The sequence below is a fragment of the Psittacicella gerlachiana genome (genome assembly GCF_003585965.1).
GTDB classification, from domain to species: Bacteria; Pseudomonadota; Gammaproteobacteria; order Enterobacterales; family Psittacicellaceae; genus Psittacicella; species Psittacicella gerlachiana.
This window is the reverse complement of the sequence record NZ_NRJF01000029.1, coordinates 1-17,386: the sequence shown is the minus strand read 5'-3', so window position 1 is coordinate 17,386 and position 17,386 is coordinate 1. Positions and strand designations below refer to the sequence as shown.

Sequence of the window (17,386 nt, the reverse complement as noted above, 5' to 3'; positions counted from 1 at the left end):
ACCTACAGCTGAGGTGTTCTTTTTTCGTTTAATTAAAATGCTCAAAGATTAAGGAGTTGACTGTTTTGTGGGCTAACTCTTGATCTTGAGTTTTAGTGAAAATATCTTGTTCAATTAATTGACTTAAGTTTACTTCCTCTCCATTTTTATAGTAGCTTACTTGAGGGACAAAGTTTGAACCTATTGCTAAGGTTTCTGAACTTGCTCTTGCTGCTTGTAATTGCTCTGGAGTTGCAGGAGTAATAGTACCAATTTGAGTAATTAAGCCGAGTAAGCCACTTTTAGCAATTTCTGCTTTAAAGCTCTCAACCTTATCAGCTCCCACGGTGAAAAGAATTTGATAATCTTCGCCTCCTTTAAGAGCTAAGATCTCGGGACTCGAAAGAAGTAACTGTTGCGGATCTGTGAGTTCTACGAGAGGTTTTAAGTAAGGGTGAGCAGGTAAGGCTTCTAAATTGATTTGGGCATTAACTTGACTTAACTCAAGAATATGACGTAAATCACTAAATAAGCCATCAGAAATATCCATAGAGGCATTGACATACCCATGGAATCTTTGTACAAACTTAGTGAGAGTTTGTGGATGAAGATTTTTTACAATTAGAGTTTGACAAAGATTACGATAAAACTCTGCTTGACTTGGATCTTTAATAAAGCAACTATAGTCTACTTCTTGACTACTAATAAGCGGGAAACGTGAGCTTTGATAAACACTATGCGTACTTACACCTACTGTAAATGCAGGAGCAAAAGTCGTGATAGGATTAGAGTAATTAGCAAAGTATTTTTGATGTAGAGCTTCGAGGAGTCTAAAGCCAGCATAGGCAGCTCCTAGAGTTCCGGTAACAAAAATCGCATCTCCTACTTGAGCGGCTTTACGAGTAAAGGCTTGATTATGAGCTACAGTACCTTGAGCGGTAATGGTAACCGAAAGTTCTTTTCCTTGTACCGTATCTCCACCAATTAGACGTACATTATATACTTGTAAAGCATCAAAAAGACCTTGAGAAAAAGCTTCGAGCCAAGTTGGATGGGCTTGAGGCAAAGTTAAAGCGAGGCTAACCCAAGTAGGAATTCCTCCCTTGCTGACAATATCAGAAAGATTAGTAACTACGGCCTTATAGCCAAGGTCATAAGGATGAATTTCCGGATAGAAGTGGGAGTTTTCGACCATGGTATCGGTAGTTACGAGCAAATCATATCCCGATTTTACTTGCACAATTGCACAGTCATCCCCAAGGTCGCTAGTTTCACTGACCATAGGGTGTCCAAGGAGTTCTTGAGGTTGAGCAAAGTATTTTGCAATAAGATTAAATTCACCAAGTGCCATAAATTTTCCTTGTAAAAATAGGGACGTAGATCACGTCCCTCCAAAATAATCTTTACAGTAATTGTCTTACTTTTAAAGTTCCAGGAATTTCTCTTAATTCCGCAACTATTTCAGCGACAAGATTTACTTCAGCATTGATATCAATTACTACATAACCAATTTGAGGATTAGTACTTAAGAACTGCCCCGCAATGTTAATATTGTTTTTTACAAACACTTGGTTAATGGCATTAAGTACCCCAGGTTTATTTTGGTGAATATGGAGTAAACGTATAGATTCTGAGTGTTCTGGTAAGGTAACTTCAGGGAAGTTAACCGCAGTTGCAGTAGAGCCATTATCAGAATATTTTACGAATTTAAAGGCTACTTCTGCACCTATATTAGCTTGAGCTTCGGCAGTTGAACCGCCTACATGCGGAGTAAGGATTACATTATCAAATTCACGTAATGGAGAGATAAACTCTTGTCCAGCTCCTTTTGGTTCTTCAGGGAACACATCAAAAGCAGCACCACGTAGATGCCCTGAACTTAAAGAGGTTACAACAGCATCTATATCTACTACCGTACCACGAGCAGCATTTACAAGTACTGCGCCTTGCTTAAAGTGGCTTAAAACTTCTTGGTTAATGAGATTTTTGGTTGATTCATTTTCCGGAACATGTAAACTTACGATATCGGCTTGACTTACAAGTTCGTGCAGTGAACCTACTTGAATGGCATTACCCATAGGTAGTTTATTTTCAATATCGTAGAAAATAACTTTTAAACCAATAGATTCAGCCAGTACAGATAGTTGGCTTCCAATATGCCCATAACCAACAATTCCTAAGGTTTTACCACGCACTTCATTAGCATTAGAAGCAGATTTATTCCAAACTCCACGGTGTACTTCAGCATTAGCTTGAGCGAGATTGCGGTAAAGGATAATCATTTCTCCTAATACCATTTCTGCTACCGAACGGGTATTACTAAAAGGAGCATTAAATACCACAATGCCTAATTGTGAGGCTGCTTCTAAATCAACTTGGTTGGTACCTATACAAAAACAACCTACAGCAATAAGTTTTTCTGCATGTTCTAAAACTTCACGAGTTAAATTGGTGCGTGAACGTATACCAATAAAATGCACATCTTTAATTGCCTCTAAAAGCTCTTGACCTTCGAGAGCTTTTTTCTGGTAGTCAATATTGGTATAACCAGCATTGGTTAAAGTTTCTACGGCTAAAGGATCAACGCCTTCTAAGAGCAGAAATTTAATCTTATCTTTAGCTAAAGATACTTTAGTTGTCATGCCAACTCCTTAATCCATGGGGATAATAATATTTCTTTGCTCTCTATTATACTAGAAAAACTAGTCTATATAGGTTACATAGTCATCAAGATGTTTTACTGCCTTTTTATCTTCTTTGTCTTTACGCTCTTTGGCAGTACCTGAAAGGAGGAGAGCAACGATTTGATCATCTTTTTGGCAGTTAAAATATTCACGCATTGCCGTCCCTTGTACCCATTTTGCAGTTACCCAAAAGTTATCAAAACCTAGAGAATTAGCCGCTAATTGGATAGCATAGGTAGCACAACCTGCCGTAACTACTTGTTCCCAAGCTGGAACTTTTTTGTGGTTAGGATCAACTTTAGCTACGACAACGATTACTTGCGGAGCACGAGTTGCAAATTTCTTTGCTTTTTCTTCAAATTTTTCAGGAAGATCTAATTCACGACAACAGTCGAGCATTAAATCTGAAAGTTTTTGCATTTGCTCTTGACCTTCAAGAACGTAAAATTGATAAGGTTTTAATGAGGCGTGATCGGGAACACGTAAAGCAGCACGAAAGATTTCTTGTAGTTGTTCTTTATTTGGTGCTGGAGCAACTAATTTCTTTTCCGAAAAACGATTTTGTAATAAATTTAACACATCCATGGAAAGTTCCTGTAATACAATTTTTTAGAGGTAAAGTGGATCAATATAAATATACCTTTATGATTATATCCCAAATTTACTTAAGGAAAAATATTTCTCTTGGTTAATCTAAGTCTAATCAGAGGTAGGGAGAAACAATAAAATAGAGGGTGAGAAATAAAAGTTGCAATTACCTAGTAATATTTATAAAAGCAAGAAATAGAAAAAGCAAGAATAGATTAAGAGGAAAAGAAATAAGAGAGAAATAGTGTAAGAAAGAGGGAAAAGAAACATTTGAAGAGCAAAGCTAGAGAGTTGAGAATTTACGGCAAAAGTTTTAGGTTAGTGGTAAACTATAAACCTAAAAAAGTTTAGAGTTTTAGCAACAAAATTTAATAAAAAAACAATCTCTTGTAGAGAATTTTTTCTAGGTGTTTTCATGCATAATATTGAAAATTATAATTTGCTTGTCGCTTCTATCAATGTTTTTAAGCGTGAGCGTTTTAAGCTCGCTCAAAGATATGGTCTTGAAGATAATTTATTTTTACGTGACCACCAAGAAGCCTTAGCCAAGCTAGATTTAGAAGCTTTATTGAGTGTGGATATAGAAGAGCATCCACAAGAAGCTATAGATAATTTAGCTCTTATTCGCCAAGCTTTAGCTCAAGAAACAAAAGTTCAACCTCAGGACTTTGAGCAAAAGGTTTTGGGTTATAAAACCGAATTAAGAAAACTAATTAAACATCGTCGCCAAAAAGTAGCTCATTATAGTAAAGTGAGTAACTTAGATTTTTATGTAAATAAGTTTTTTGAAAACCTTATTCAACATGACACTATATTAGCTGAGTTACGTCGTACTTTTGTGGTCGATTATTTAAGTTTACATCCTTTAGTTACTAGAAAACATATTCAAAACTTTGTTGAGTATAAACAAGATCACCAAGGACAAAGCTTTTTTGAAGCTTTAAAAGATATTAAATCTAAAGCTGGAAGTATTGGCATTAATGCCAAACAAATGGATCTAATCTTAGAGCAGGCAAGTCATCTTCCGTTAATGCTTGAACATGGTCCTAATCTAGGACGCATGTTAGAGTTACAAGCTTTAGCTAAAAGTGATCGTCATTATAAATCCCAATTGCAACGTAAGGTAGCGGTGGATAAAGAATTAAATATTGATTTTAATCCGCAAATAGGAGGTAGAGACTACTATTTACTTGATACGGATTTACCATCATTATTTTATGCTTATCCGAATTCGGCTTATTTAGATCCAGCAGAAGTAAGCGACTATACGCATACAAGTAAAAGTATTGCCGAGCATCGTAAAGATAATACTATTGAGTTAACCGTTCACAATATTGATAAGGTTTATAATCAGCGTAAACAAGATCACGAAACTATGTTTACTTCAGGTAATAGTATTAGTGAGTTAGCTACGCCTCAAGGCTGTGCGGAATTAATTCGTGCTTACCTAGGGTTATTAAATACTCAAGAGTTTGTAGAGTTAAGAGCGATTTTTTCTGATCTTTATCCGGAAATTAACTTTCCATTTAGTGCCTTATATCAAGCGATTTATGGTCAGTTAAATGCTTACTTTGCTTTAACTTCTTCGGCAAGTAATAAAGCTAGTGTGCGTAGTAAAATTTGTTTAGATAATGATGATGAAGTGCTAGCAACTATGGAAAAAGCAATTGCTCATGCTCCAAGTTTTCAGCAAAGATATAAAATTATCTTACAGATTTTACAAAACCTCTGTCCTGAAGAAGTTAAACAACAAGAACTCAAGCTTTTACAGTTAAGTTCTAATCTTGAAACTAAGCAAGAAGCTGTTGATCTTTCTCCTTTAGCTTTACGTTATGCTCAGTTCTTATATGGTAGTGCTTACCATGACAAAACTGGTTATATAGGTTTATATTTCTCGGAAAAAGGTGAATTTGAAACCCAAAACCTGATTAAGCTCCTAATTAGCCAAGGTTATAAGGTTGCTTTACCGGTAATGCGTCCTCAAGGTTTAATGGTATTTGCTCCGGTGAGATCTTTAGATTTTACTGATCCGCAATATTATCAACGTAATAAATATGGCATTCTTGAACCGGTAATTAGTGGTAATACCCCAATTGTCCATCATACTGATTTGTTAGTTGTTGCAACTCCGGTGGTTGCTTTTGATCATCAGTTAAATCGTATGGGCATGGGTGGAGGCTATTATGATATCTTACATGCTTATTTTACTAAGATTCATGTCAATGTCTTCCCTGAAAGTATTTTAAGTGTGGATAGTCCGATTAGTCCAGAGTTTATTGGTTTAGCTCATGCTTGGCAAGAAGTACCTTATTGTTTCCCGCATAAACATGATTTGGTATTAAATAATCTTGTCTTATCAAATCTTGAACCAGTTACCGCAGGGACAAGTACGCAAAAACTCTATCGAGATTTTGGGAGTTATGATCTTGAAGTATATCAGGATTTAGCTCAGCAATATCATGCTTATCGCCAGGCGCAAAAAGCTAAAGAGCAAATAGCTCAAGCTTTAGGAGATTTAAGTCCTGCTTATGCTGATAATTTTGTTCAACAGCAAGCACTAGCAAGCTCTGAATTTAAAGAAAGGCTGCAAGTTTATCGTACTTCGGTAGAGGCAAATCCTTATTTAAGAAGCTCAGAACGAAAAAGTACTTTAGCTAAGCAAGGAACAAAAAAGGCAAGTGCTTATAGCAAAGCAAGAAATAAAGCTTATCAACAAGCCCAAAAGAATCTCCAAGCTTGCTTAAAAACCTTATCTAAATAGAAAAAAGTCCTCAGCTGAGGACTTTTTTCGGTTTTAAATCTAGTAAAATTAGATCTACTGCTATAAATCTGTAGGAGGGTGATTTAAAGTTTTAATTGGCGAACAATTTCAAATAAACAAACGCCAGTAGCTACTGAAACATTTAATGAAGAAACTATTCCTGCCATAGGGATTTTTACGAGGCTATCACAGTTTTCACGGGTAAGACGACGCATACCTTTGCCCTCATTCCCCATAACTAAAGCTAAACCTGTACGTGGAAATTGGTACTCATAGATATTTTGTTCAGCTTCTCCAGCTGTCCCCACAATCCACACTCCATAATCTTGTAAGCGTTTCATGGTACGAGCAAGATTGGTAACTTTAATTACCGGTAATACCTCTGAAGCTCCTGAAGAAATTTTACGTGCAACTGGAGTTAAGCTTGCACTTTTGTCTTTAGGGATGATTACCGCATCTACGCCCGCTGCTTCGGCACTACGTAAACAAGCTCCGAGATTGTGTGGATCGGTAATTCCATCAAGAATGAGGAAAAATGGTTTTTCCTTAGCCGTAACTATTTCTTCAATATAATTTTCACCAAACTCTTCGAGTTTGCGAACAAGAGCAATAACTCCTTGGTGAGCAGCTTCTTCAGGGACAAATTGCTCGATTTTTTCTTTACTACTTGGAGTAGCTTTGATACGTAAATTTTCTAATTGAGTTAATAAATTATGTAAACGTTGATCGTTACGTTGAGCCACGTAAACTACTTCAACTATAGCTTTAGGACGAGCGGTAACTAAAGCTTCAATAGCATGGAAACCAAAAATAACTGAAGCTGACATAAAAAAGCATTCCTTGATTAAAAATAATTATTTTTTGCTAGGTTAGTATATCGTAAAAGCTCAAAAAGCCAAGAAGTTTTTATTGAAAAAATCTCATGAGCTTGTAGAATAAATTAGGGTTAAGGGGTTAAAAAAGCCTCTTTTTATGAAATTAAGAAAAATTTCAACCTATAGACGTATTTTCTATAAAAATTTGCTATAATATAAGTGTAGATTTGGAAAATCAAAAAAGTTAACTTTTATTTTAAGATTAAAAAGATATAACACCTAAAAGAGAAGAATTTAGTTTGTTTAAGCTTTTAAGGAAGATAAAATAATTGTAAAAAAGAGAATAATATTATGACAAAACATATCAATCCATATATCGAACATGGGAAAAAAAATCTCCACATTAAAAAAATGACAGTTTCTGTACCTGTAGAGATTTACGAAACCATTCAACAAGAACGTAAACGTAGAATTGATAATAAAATGCGTCATGCTACCGCTTCAGAATTATTATGTGAAGCATTTGCTCATGCTTTTACCGGACAACCTTTACCAACTGATGAAGAATTATTCCGTTACGTTTCAAAAGCTAAAGCGGAAAAATATGAGTTATTACGTAAGAAAAATCGTGATGACAATATTAACAGTGCCATGATGGTTGCCGAAAGCTACGTAGGTGTACCTGAGTTCCGTGAGCATTTGCATCGTATTATTAATCAAGAGATGTCTGCTAATGAAAAAATGATTCACATTTATCGTTTAGTAAACCTGCTCTTAACTTACGTAATCTCTGATACCATGTCTCCATATTTATTACGTAAAGAATCACAAAGTTATGTGGAATCAATTGAAAAAACGAATAAGTATAAAGACTTTTTAGATTTTATTGATTATAACGTGCAAAGTACGAACTTTTATGCGAACTCAGCACGTGAAGTACAAAAAATCCTTAAACATTTAGGGGATAGAAAAGATAAATAAAACAATGCAAAATAGATAGTATATTTAAATCAAGCTATGCTAAAATAAAGGTATTCTCTAAATAAAAAAATCCAATCAAAAATCCAATCAAAAAACCAATTAAAAAAGACCTTGCTAAGCAGGGTCTTTTTTTCTTCTTTAATTTTGTTGCAATTTATATTTTAAATAGGCAATGGCATGAGTACACATTTGTTCTAAAGTGTATTTAGTGCTAAAACCAAGAATTTCTTTGGCTTTAGTAGTCGAAGCATAGTAGGTTGGTAAGTCCCCAGGACGACGCTCACCATAAACTACTGGAATCGGGCGGTCTGATTCTTTAGTAAAAGCTTCAACAATTTCTTTTACTGAATAAGGATGTCCAGAACCAAGATTAAAGGTTTCTAGATTAACTTCAGGATGTTGTTCAAGAAATTGTAGAGCCTTTATATGCCCATGAACTAAATCCATAATATGTAAGTAATCACGTTCAGCTGTCCCATCTTTGGTTTGATAATCAGTACCAAAAATGGTTAATTGAGGCATTTTGCCTAAGTAAACATCATAAAGAGCTGGGAAAATATTTAAAGGTTTAGCGTATTCTTCACCAAGAAAACCACTAGGGTGAGCTCCTACTGGATTAAAATAGCGGAGGCGTACCGCTCTTAAGTTACTCGCTTGGACAAGATCTTCGATTAGATATTCACAAGTAATTTTACTTTGTCCGTAAGGATTAGCTGCTCGTCCTATAGTTGCTGTTTCTACATAAGGCAGAGGTGCATTTCCATATACCGTAGCTGTAGAACTAAAAATCAGATCATAAGTTTGATGAGCGAGCATTTGTTCTAAGAGAACTTTTAAGCCCATGACATTGTTATGATAGTATTTTAAAGGATTAGCTACACTTTCACCTACAGCTTTAGAGCCGGCAAAGTGAATTACTTGATCAATTTTAAACTGCTTAAATACCGGATCAAGATCTGAAGCAATAGTTACATCACCCACAATAATATGTAAGCGCTGGTTTTCTTCGGGAGTGAGAACTTTACGTAAATTATTACTAAAGCTTAACTTAGAATTTGAGAGGTTATCAAAAATAACTACGTTATAGCCTTGTTGTACGAGAGTTACACTAGTATGTGAGCCAATATAACCTAGCCCCCCAGTAACAAGAATTGTTTTTTGTACCATAGATATATATTTGGAAGATTATTTGAGAAATAGTTTATCAAAATAGTCTTGATAAAAGACTTTAGTGTGAGGTTTTTGTTCGAGCTCTTCTAAAGTATAGGTTTGACTTTGATTACTTAAAGTAAACACAAAAACTATCTCTGCAACTAAAGGATTGTCAACAAACTTTATGCCTCGCATATTTAACTCTTGTTTAATTTCCTCACGAGTTAAAGTTGGATGCTGTCCTAAAGTCGAGACATGGAAATGATGAATATTACTTGCGTCAATAATTTGGGCTTGGCTTTGACTAAAAATTGAATCCATGATTCCATCTAAGTCTTTTTTGTGATAAGCAGTGGTGTAAAGGTTACTATTTTGTGTACTTTTACTTATCGCTTGATCAAATTCTTGAGCCAATTGTTGCTCGTGCGGAGTTAAACTTGCACGAGGAAAAACTTGACGTGCTTCGACTTGACTTCTTTTTTCTTGTAAAGTAGTAAGAATTTCCGCAACTACGCCCAGTTGTTGACGTTTAGCTTTAACCTCTTGATCGGCTGGATCTAAGTTATTACTTGCGACTCCAGCATCAAGAATTTGTAATAGGGTTTCTTGATTTTGCTCTTGCTTAAATACTCGATGAAGAACTACTGATAACTCCGCCGGAACTTTATACTTAGCTAAAGCTTGAGCAAAGTCTACGCTTGTCGTAAATTTATTTACGACCTTAAATAATTGTGAAGCTGATTTAAAGAAACGAGCTAAACGTAAAATTAAAGGTGCATTATCTAAGCCAGGGAAATTAGCCGCATAGATTGCATGCCCAAGACTGAGTTCTTGAGTTTGTTGGATTTGGCTGGCAAAAGTCGAAGCTAAAGGTGCAAGCTTAGGATCGAGTGCTAGATCTTGGGCACTAAATAACAGGAGTTGGTGCGGATAAGTTAATTTATACTCTTTAACTAAAGCGGTAAAGCTCTCAAGATTTGCACTAACAATGCTCAGATTTAAAGCTCCTGGACTTGCAAGATGAGCTAAGGTTTTACGGAGATAATCTTGAGCATTGCTTGAAGCCTGTTGCACTAAAGACACTTCAGGAGCAGCCGAATAGCTTACATTAGGTTTAGGTTTAGGTTTTGGGGTACGAGCAAAACTAAAGTTACTTGCAAGTCCTCCTCTTGGGTTATTACTTTTATTTAAGCTAAATGGGTTTTCTTGTGGACTTAAAGGAATTTTACGACAAGCCTTAATTCCATGACTAAAGTCGATTAAAGCAAAAGAACTTTTTTGTAAGTTACTTTGCTGATAGAACTTAAGGTCATTACTCATTTCGGGAATGAGAAACTCATAAGCATAAGGTGAGATATCTACGGCTTCATGGCGACCATGTAGGTAAATAGCCTCAGGTTTAAATAGGTAGAGGTATTCTTTAGCTCGGGTGATGGCTACATAAAAAATTCTGCGTTCTTCAGCTTTCTCTTCAGGAGTTTGAGAAAAAGCACTCGGCATAGTTAGATCACTAAAATCTGCAATATACACATGCTTCCATTCTAGTCCTTTTGCTCGGTGGACAGTTGAAAGTACTACTCCTTGTTCTTTAGCTTCAGAATTATTTAAGCTCGATTGATCAAGATAATTTTGTTGTAAAAATAATCTTTGTAAATAGAAATTGCGAAGCTGGGCTTCACTTAATTGATGCCCATGTAATTCTTGAAGATGACGGAGATCGGTATTTTCGGTTTCTTCATCTTCAATTAATTCAGGTACAAATTCTTGAGCAAGATTTAAGAGTTTGGTTAAGTTTTCTTGACGAGCTTCGTAATTATCTTTTTTTGCTTTAAGCCAAGCTTCTAAATCAAAGGTTTGGTAAATGTATTTTAGAGTATCATCTAAACTCGCATCTTTAGCATAAGCGGTAACACTTTCAAGACGTTGAATAAACTCTTGTAAATTGGCCTTAGCTTGTGTATTGCTTTTCCATAGGCTGTGTAAATAGTCACGAGCCGTAAGAAAAGCTGGTTGTCCAATGGAAGCTCCTATATCGGCAATTTTATTTAAAATACTTGCCCCCACTTTAGCTACGAGATTATCAACAAGATAATAAAAGGATTCATTAGCGGTTGGGTTATTAGCTAAAGTAAGAATACTGAGAACAATTTTAACTTCGAGACGAGCAAAGAACTCTAAAGCAGTTTTAAATACATAAGGAATATTATGATTAATTAAATACTGCTCTAATTGTTGTAAAGTCGCATTACTCCGAGCAAGAATGGCACTATCATGAAACTCTTTATGGCGGAGTAGATCCGAAGCTATAGCTTGTCCTTGAAAATCACTTGCTCCTGCAGTATGGATATATTTTACTGGAGCATTAGCAGTGTGGCTTTTAGCTGCTTGCAGGACTTTTATATTATCAGTTTTATATTTATTAACAATTAAATTAGCTAGGCTAATAATACTCGGAGCACAACGATAATTGTATTCGAGTTTATAGGTTTTTACTTGCTCAAACTCACGTTGAAATTGAGAAATAAGTTCTACTCGTGAGCCACGAAAACCGTAAATAGACTGATCATCATCCCCAATCATTGATACACGATTAAATTTAGGATTATGCAAGAGTTTGATTAACTTATATTGAATGGTATTAATATCTTGACACTCATCAACAATGAGATAATTAAAGCGTCTCTGATAGGACTCAAGAATATCCTGATTGGTATCTAAAAGTTTATAAGTTTTTACTAAGTAATCAGTAAAATCGACCATATTATTTTCGATTTTATAGCGACGATAGTAATCATAAACTTTTTTAAAATTTTGGTAAAGAGATTTGAGGTTATTGCTTAGATCTTGTGTTCCTTGGTCATAGTCATTTTCACTTTTACTTTGACGAACAAAAGGTAAAAAAGCTTTTTCAAAAATATCAAAATCTAAGTTGTCTTCAATAATATAGGTTTCGCGAATAGCATTAATTAAATCAAGCAGTTTACGAGGATTTAATTCATAACGATTAAATTCTTCTTCCAGTTTTTGTTGCTTTAAATATTCTTTAATGCGACTACGAGCCGTGGTTTCTTCGAGATTGGTGAAGTTAGGACGGATATCACCAACTAAGCGTTCGATATTGTTACGTAAGATACGACCAAATAAAGAGTGGAAAGTACCTATATAACATTGACGAAGTTGACGTTCATCAAATGCGGGATTATATGCACTTAACTCTTTAAGCAGACGTTCACGCATTTCTTTAGCTGCCGTATTAGTAAAGGTCGTAGCGAAAAAACTGTAAATAGTAATATCACCTTGCAAGATTAAATGGGCAATTCTTGCAATAAAAGATGAAGTTTTTCCGGTGCCTGCTCCAGCGAGAACTAAAGAATTTTCTAAAGGCGAATGCACAAATTCTGCTTGTTGAGGATTTAAATTATTCTTCATGTTGCTCTTTATTGATTCTAGGAGGTAATTGAGGAACTTGAGTTTGTCCGGTAAAGTTTAGCCATCCTTTACATTTAGTACAATGATAATAATGGGGATTTTGTTGTTGTCGTTTATGACGGACAATTTTGAGGCGATGAACTTTTTGTGGACAATTGCAAGTATAGAGATATTCTGGACGTTTTTTTGGAGCAAGAGAAACTAGAGCTTGATATTCTTCTTCACTTACTCCATTAAGTACTTGTTCTAATTCTTGATGCTGTAAAGTACAATAAGTGGTTTTTCCGGAACTTCCTAACAACATGGCTACCACTTTAAAAGCATTACCATGTCCGGAGGCAATTTTGTTGCTAATAAGCTTTTTTTGATATAAAAAGCAGAGTACGGCATGAGCAAACTCATGTGGCACCACCTCAGTTAAAAAGGTATCCTTTTCACTAATAATGGTAAACAGATTAAAGGAAATGGCATGTTTACCATGGTGATACCAAGCTAAGCCTCGGGAAGTATGATAGTGAAACTCAATTTGGGGAAAAGCAAACTTGGAGTCAAAATTAAAAATCTCGAGACATAGATTGTAGATTTTTAAACATTCTTTAATAGTTTTTTGCATCCACAAAGAGAGGAGACTTGGAGAAACTTGTCCTGCATTAGCAATTTTTTGAGTCGTGTAAGTTGATAATAATTTACGTAAACTTAGTTCAGGATTTTTTTTGCTTTTAAGTAGTTTTTGTTCTTTTAACTGCAAATTTAGGCAAGCATTAATGACAAATTGCAAAAACTTTTTATTACCTAAGCTTTGAGCTAATTTTAGTCTCTGTTCCACCTCAGGGGTCAAAGATAGTTTATCAGGAATTGATAGCAAAGTCTTACTCCTCATTGCTTGTTAAGACTAGGGTATATTATAACAGTTTCTAATTGTTAATTATTCGCAAAAAAAGGATAAACTAAGACCTAAAGACAAAAAATCTCTTAGTAAAGAGCTGAGTTCTCAGCTTGTTTAGTTATAATAAACTTATCATCTTTGTGGTATTAATTAAAATATCCAAAATTGATAGAAAGATAAAATTTATTAGAGTGGACATAACCTGGGTTTTTACTTAGGTTATTTTTTTATGTATAAGAAAAGGAGCTAGATGGTCTAGCTCCTTATTTAGATTAAGATTTTTTCAATTCGCTATTAATTGCCACAAGGGTTGCTTTAGCATCACCAAAGCACATAGAAGAATTTTCACGATAGAATAATGGGTTAGGTACTCCTGCGTAACCTGAAGCCATAGAACGTTTAAATACTACTACATGTCCAGCTTCCCATACTTTTAATACAGGCATGCCGGCAATTGGAGAGTTAGGATCTGTTGCGGCTGCAGGGTTTACCGTATCATTAGCTCCAATTACGAGGACAACATCTGTGGACGCAAAGTCATCGTTAATTTCATCCATGCCAAGAACTATATCATAGTCAACATTAGCTTCAGCTAAGAGTACATTCATGTGTCCTGGAAGACGACCTGCGACAGGGTGAATTGCAAAGCGAACATTTTTTCCTTGCGCAGTTAAGATATCAACTAACTCCGAAACAGGGTATTGAGCTTGAGCTACTGCTAAACCATAACCTGGAGCAATAATAATGTTATTAGCATTTTCTAACATCATAGCTACTTCAGCTGGAGATGATTCTTGTACAGTACCTTCAGGTTCTTCACTAGCTACAGTTGGCGTAAAGTCTCCGGCAAGAATATTGAATAGACTACGGTTCATAGCTTTACACATAATGTAAGAAAGAATTGAACCTGAAGCCCCAATTAATGCTCCCGTAATAATTAAGATTTTACTATTTAAGAGGAAACCGGCAGCTGAAGTTGACCAGCCTGAGTAAGAGTTAAGTAAAGCAATTACTACAGGCATATCTGCCGCTCCAATCGAACTTACCACATGGTAAGAAAGAAGAGCTGTAAACACTAAGAGTAAGAAAATAAAGAAAAAGCTATTTAGTTGATAATACCAAATTGCACTTACAAGAATCAGAATTCCTAATACCGCAGTCACAAGATGAGGGTGACTAAATTTTGCACGATAAAGTTTAAATCCTGAAAGTTTGCCATAAGCAATTAATGAGCCGACAAAAGTGAACAGACCAATTACAATACTAATTGCAACTAATACCGAGTGAATATTACTCATTACTAGAGCTTGTTCTAAAGTAAACTCACCATCTTCAAGATAAACTTTATTGTACTCGTTAATCGCAATAATAGCTGCGAGTAAACCTGAAATCGAATTTAGTAAAGCAACTAATTGCGGGATTTCGGTCATAGCTACGGTTTTTGCTCGCCATTGTCCTACCACAAATGAAGCTACTAAGCACAGAAGTACTGGCAGTAACCAACCTGACCAGCCTCCTTCAATAAGAGCGGTAAGTACAACTATCCCTATTCCTATCCCACCAAGGCGATTTCCGAAAAAGGCAGTTTTATGTTGTGATAAACGCACAATACTTAAAATAATTAAAAAGGCTGCGATCACATACATTGCCATAGGACTAAAAGGCATGAGAAAGCCGATAATAAGAGCAAGAGCGGCAATCGCATATAAAAGATATGTGTTACTCATGTTATTTACCACCTTGATCTTTTTTAATAAACATACTTAACATACGATTAGTTACCGCAAAGCCACCAAAGATATTTAAGCCTCCAAGGAAAACGCCAATTAGAGCAAGGATTTTTGCAAAAATACCTAAATCAAAATCATTAATTTGGTAAATAGCTCCAATCATCACAATTCCTGATAAAGCATTAGTTAATGACATGAGTGGAGTATGCAGAGCACTATGTACATTCCAAATGAGGAAATAACCTAAAACACTTGCGAGCATAAAGATATTTAAGTCGGCAACAAAAGCGGTTGGCAGATTTGCTGTAAGGTATAGATAAACTAAAAAGCCTACCGATAAACCTAAAGTTTGCCATACTAGACGTCTTGCAAGAGTTTTGGTATCAACTTGTGGTTTTGCAGTTACTTTTGGAGTCGTAGGTTTACTGCTTGCTGAAACACTAATTGCTGGAGGCGGGTAAAGAATACTTGCATTTGCCTCTGCAGGATTACTTAGCGTAACCAGCATATTACGTACGATTACATCTTCTTGGTCGAGTTTAATTTCTCCATTTTTTTCAGGAGTAATTAACGCTAAAAGATTTACAAGGTTGTTGCTATAGAGTTCAGAAGCTTGGTTACCTAGCATTGATTGATAGTTAGTATAACCAACTACTTTTACCCCATTGCTAGTAGTTACTACTTGATCAGCTTGAGTGTATTCACAGTTACCACCTGTAGCTGCGGCTATATCTACAATCACTGAACCTGGTTTCATAGAGTCAACCATCTCTTTGGTTAAGAGAACTGGAGCTTTACGTCCTGGAATAGCTGCCGTAGTAATGATAATATCAACCTCTTTAGCTTGGTTAGCATAGAGTTCAGCTGATTTTTTATTAAACTCTTCAGAAGTAGTGCGAGTATAGCCATCATTGGTTTTTTGTTGCTCTACATGACCTATAGTCAGGAATTGAGCTCCCATAGATTCTACTTGTTCTTTTACTTCAGGGCGAGCATCAAAAGCACGGACAATTGCTCCAAGATTTTTTGCAGTCCCTATAGCAGCTAAGCCTGCAACTCCCGCCCCAATTACTAGTACCTTAGCCGGAGCGATTTTTCCGGCAGCCGTAATTTGTCCATTTAAGAAGCGACCAAATTGAGCCGAAGCCTCAACTACCGCACGGTAACCAGCAATGTTGGCAAGAGAAGATAGAGCATCCATAGCTTGGGCACGAGAAATACGTGGCACCATATCCATGGCAAGAGAAGTAATATTTTTTGCTTGTAGAGCTTCTACTAATGCAGGATTTTGTCCTGGATAGATAAAGCTAATTAGAGTTGAGTTTTCTTTAAGTAGAGGTACTTCCTCTAATTCAGGTGGAGTTACCGCTAGAATAATGTCAGAATTGTATACTTGTTCACGAGAAACTACAGTTGCTCCCGCTTGCGTATACATGTGGTCAGGATAAGTCGAAGCCAGTCCAGCTCCTGTTTCTATCACTACTTGATAGCCAAGCTTAATTAGTTTAGCTGTTCCAGTAGGGGTAAGAGCTACTCTGTTTTCATTAGTATGGGCTTCTTTACGAATGCCGATTTGCATATAAATTTAATCCTATGTCTAAACCTAAATCATTGTAAGTAAAGAGAGTACTTGTAAACTCATTTAGTTGTAAACTTAAGTTAAGCTAAACTGAGAGTAAGTTGTAGGTTACAAGCACAAAAAGTACAGTATTTTTAGGGATACCTGTCTTAGATATTATAAAACGAGAGGAAGAAAATGTCGCTACTTTTGCGTCAAAATGTGACATTTGACAAGTTATTGCTAATAAATGGGGAAGGTTTTTTCTTAAAAAACTGAGATAAAGTGCGGTTAGATTAGGATATTAGTGGAAAATTTTTTAGAAAAAGTAACATTTGATTTATTAAATAAAGTAAAGTATAAATATTTACTATCAAATGAAAGTTTTTTCTTAGCTCTTGAGAAAATCTAGAGGGTGGAAAGCAAATAATTATCAAGGGTAGAGTTTTTAGGAGAAAAATGAACAAAAAAGATCATATATCCCTATAAAAACTATGGGAAGAGAAATAAATGAGGAAGAATGAAAAGGGAAAATAAGAAGGGGAAAAATAAATGAGAAAAGCTAAAGAATCAATTAAAAAAGTTTAGCTGTTAAATTTGAGAGATCTAGGTTACGGAAAACTAAGCACAAAAAAAGGGGATGAGTTTTTTCATCCCACAGTGGTTACTTATGTTTGATTTGGCTTGTCTTCAATATGAAGAGGGTTTTTCTTAATCTCAATGAGATTAAAGAAGAAATCTTTTAATTCATTGTAAATAGATTTATCTCTAAACTTCTATTTAAATGAAAGATATTTTTTTAATTCGGTTGTCTCTATATATT

10 protein-coding genes and 1 pseudogene are annotated in these 17,386 nt (G+C 35.4%); 2 read left to right on the top strand and 9 right to left on the bottom strand.

Annotated elements, in window-relative coordinates; genetic code table 11:
• Positions 1-28: 28 nt before the first annotated feature.
• Genes thiL through CKF59_RS01130 form a run of 3 tightly spaced genes read right to left on the bottom strand, consistent with a single transcriptional unit; the run spans position 29 to position 3,248 of the window.
• On the bottom strand, positions 29-1,330 hold the full coding sequence (gene thiL / locus CKF59_RS01140; protein WP_119534148.1) for a thiamine-phosphate kinase: 1,302 nt from the start codon (positions 1,328-1,330) through the stop codon (positions 29-31).
• A gap of 52 nt (positions 1,331-1,382) precedes the next feature.
• Entirely contained in the window at positions 1,383-2,621 is a 1,239-nt protein-coding gene (gene serA, locus CKF59_RS01135) for a phosphoglycerate dehydrogenase (RefSeq protein ID WP_119534147.1), read from the bottom strand.
• A 60-nt stretch (positions 2,622-2,681) separates the two neighbouring features.
• On the bottom strand, positions 2,682-3,248 hold the full coding sequence (locus CKF59_RS01130) for a nitroreductase family protein (RefSeq protein WP_119534146.1): 567 nt from the start codon (positions 3,246-3,248) through the stop codon (positions 2,682-2,684).
• Positions 3,249-3,666: 418 nt separating this feature from the next.
• Between CKF59_RS01130 and CKF59_RS01125 the strand changes: the two genes are divergently transcribed.
• On the top strand, positions 3,667-6,012 hold the full coding sequence (locus CKF59_RS01125; protein ID WP_119534145.1) for a 5-formyltetrahydrofolate cyclo-ligase: 2,346 nt from the start codon (positions 3,667-3,669) through the stop codon (positions 6,010-6,012).
• A gap of 83 nt (positions 6,013-6,095) precedes the next feature.
• Here the strand turns inward: CKF59_RS01125 and rlmB are convergent, their stop codons facing one another.
• A complete protein-coding gene (rlmB, locus tag CKF59_RS01120; protein ID WP_119534144.1) occupies positions 6,096-6,839 on the bottom strand; it encodes a 23S rRNA (guanosine(2251)-2'-O)-methyltransferase RlmB in 744 nt (247 codons plus the stop codon).
• A gap of 339 nt (positions 6,840-7,178) precedes the next feature.
• Between rlmB and CKF59_RS07980 the strand changes: the two are divergent.
• Positions 7,179-7,403, top strand: a pseudogene (locus tag CKF59_RS07980) (met regulon transcriptional regulator MetJ); the annotation flags it as partial.
• Between the two features lie 543 nt (positions 7,404-7,946).
• Here the strand turns inward: CKF59_RS07980 and galE are convergent.
• From galE to CKF59_RS01090, 5 genes are all read right to left on the bottom strand, one after another.
• Positions 7,947-8,975, bottom strand: coding sequence for a UDP-glucose 4-epimerase GalE (gene galE, locus CKF59_RS01110; protein ID WP_119534142.1), 1,029 nt, complete (start codon positions 8,973-8,975; stop codon positions 7,947-7,949).
• A gap of 18 nt (positions 8,976-8,993) precedes the next feature.
• Positions 8,994-12,389 (bottom strand): ATP-dependent helicase, encoded by a 3,396-nt coding sequence (locus tag CKF59_RS01105; protein WP_119534141.1) that lies wholly within the window; start codon positions 12,387-12,389, stop codon positions 8,994-8,996.
• Entirely contained in the window at positions 12,379-13,254 is an 876-nt protein-coding gene (locus CKF59_RS01100; protein ID WP_222985462.1) for a SprT-like domain-containing protein, read from the bottom strand. Before CKF59_RS01100 ends, CKF59_RS01105 begins: the two co-directional genes overlap by 11 nt.
• 293 nt (positions 13,255-13,547) lie before the next feature.
• Entirely contained in the window at positions 13,548-14,942 is a 1,395-nt protein-coding gene (locus CKF59_RS01095) for an NAD(P)(+) transhydrogenase (Re/Si-specific) subunit beta (protein WP_119534166.1), read from the bottom strand.
• 61 nt (positions 14,943-15,003) lie between these two features.
• Positions 15,004-16,584, bottom strand: a complete 1,581-nt coding sequence (locus CKF59_RS01090; RefSeq protein ID WP_119534139.1) for a Re/Si-specific NAD(P)(+) transhydrogenase subunit alpha — start codon at positions 16,582-16,584, stop codon at positions 15,004-15,006.
• Between the last annotated feature and the right edge of the window lie 802 nt (positions 16,585-17,386).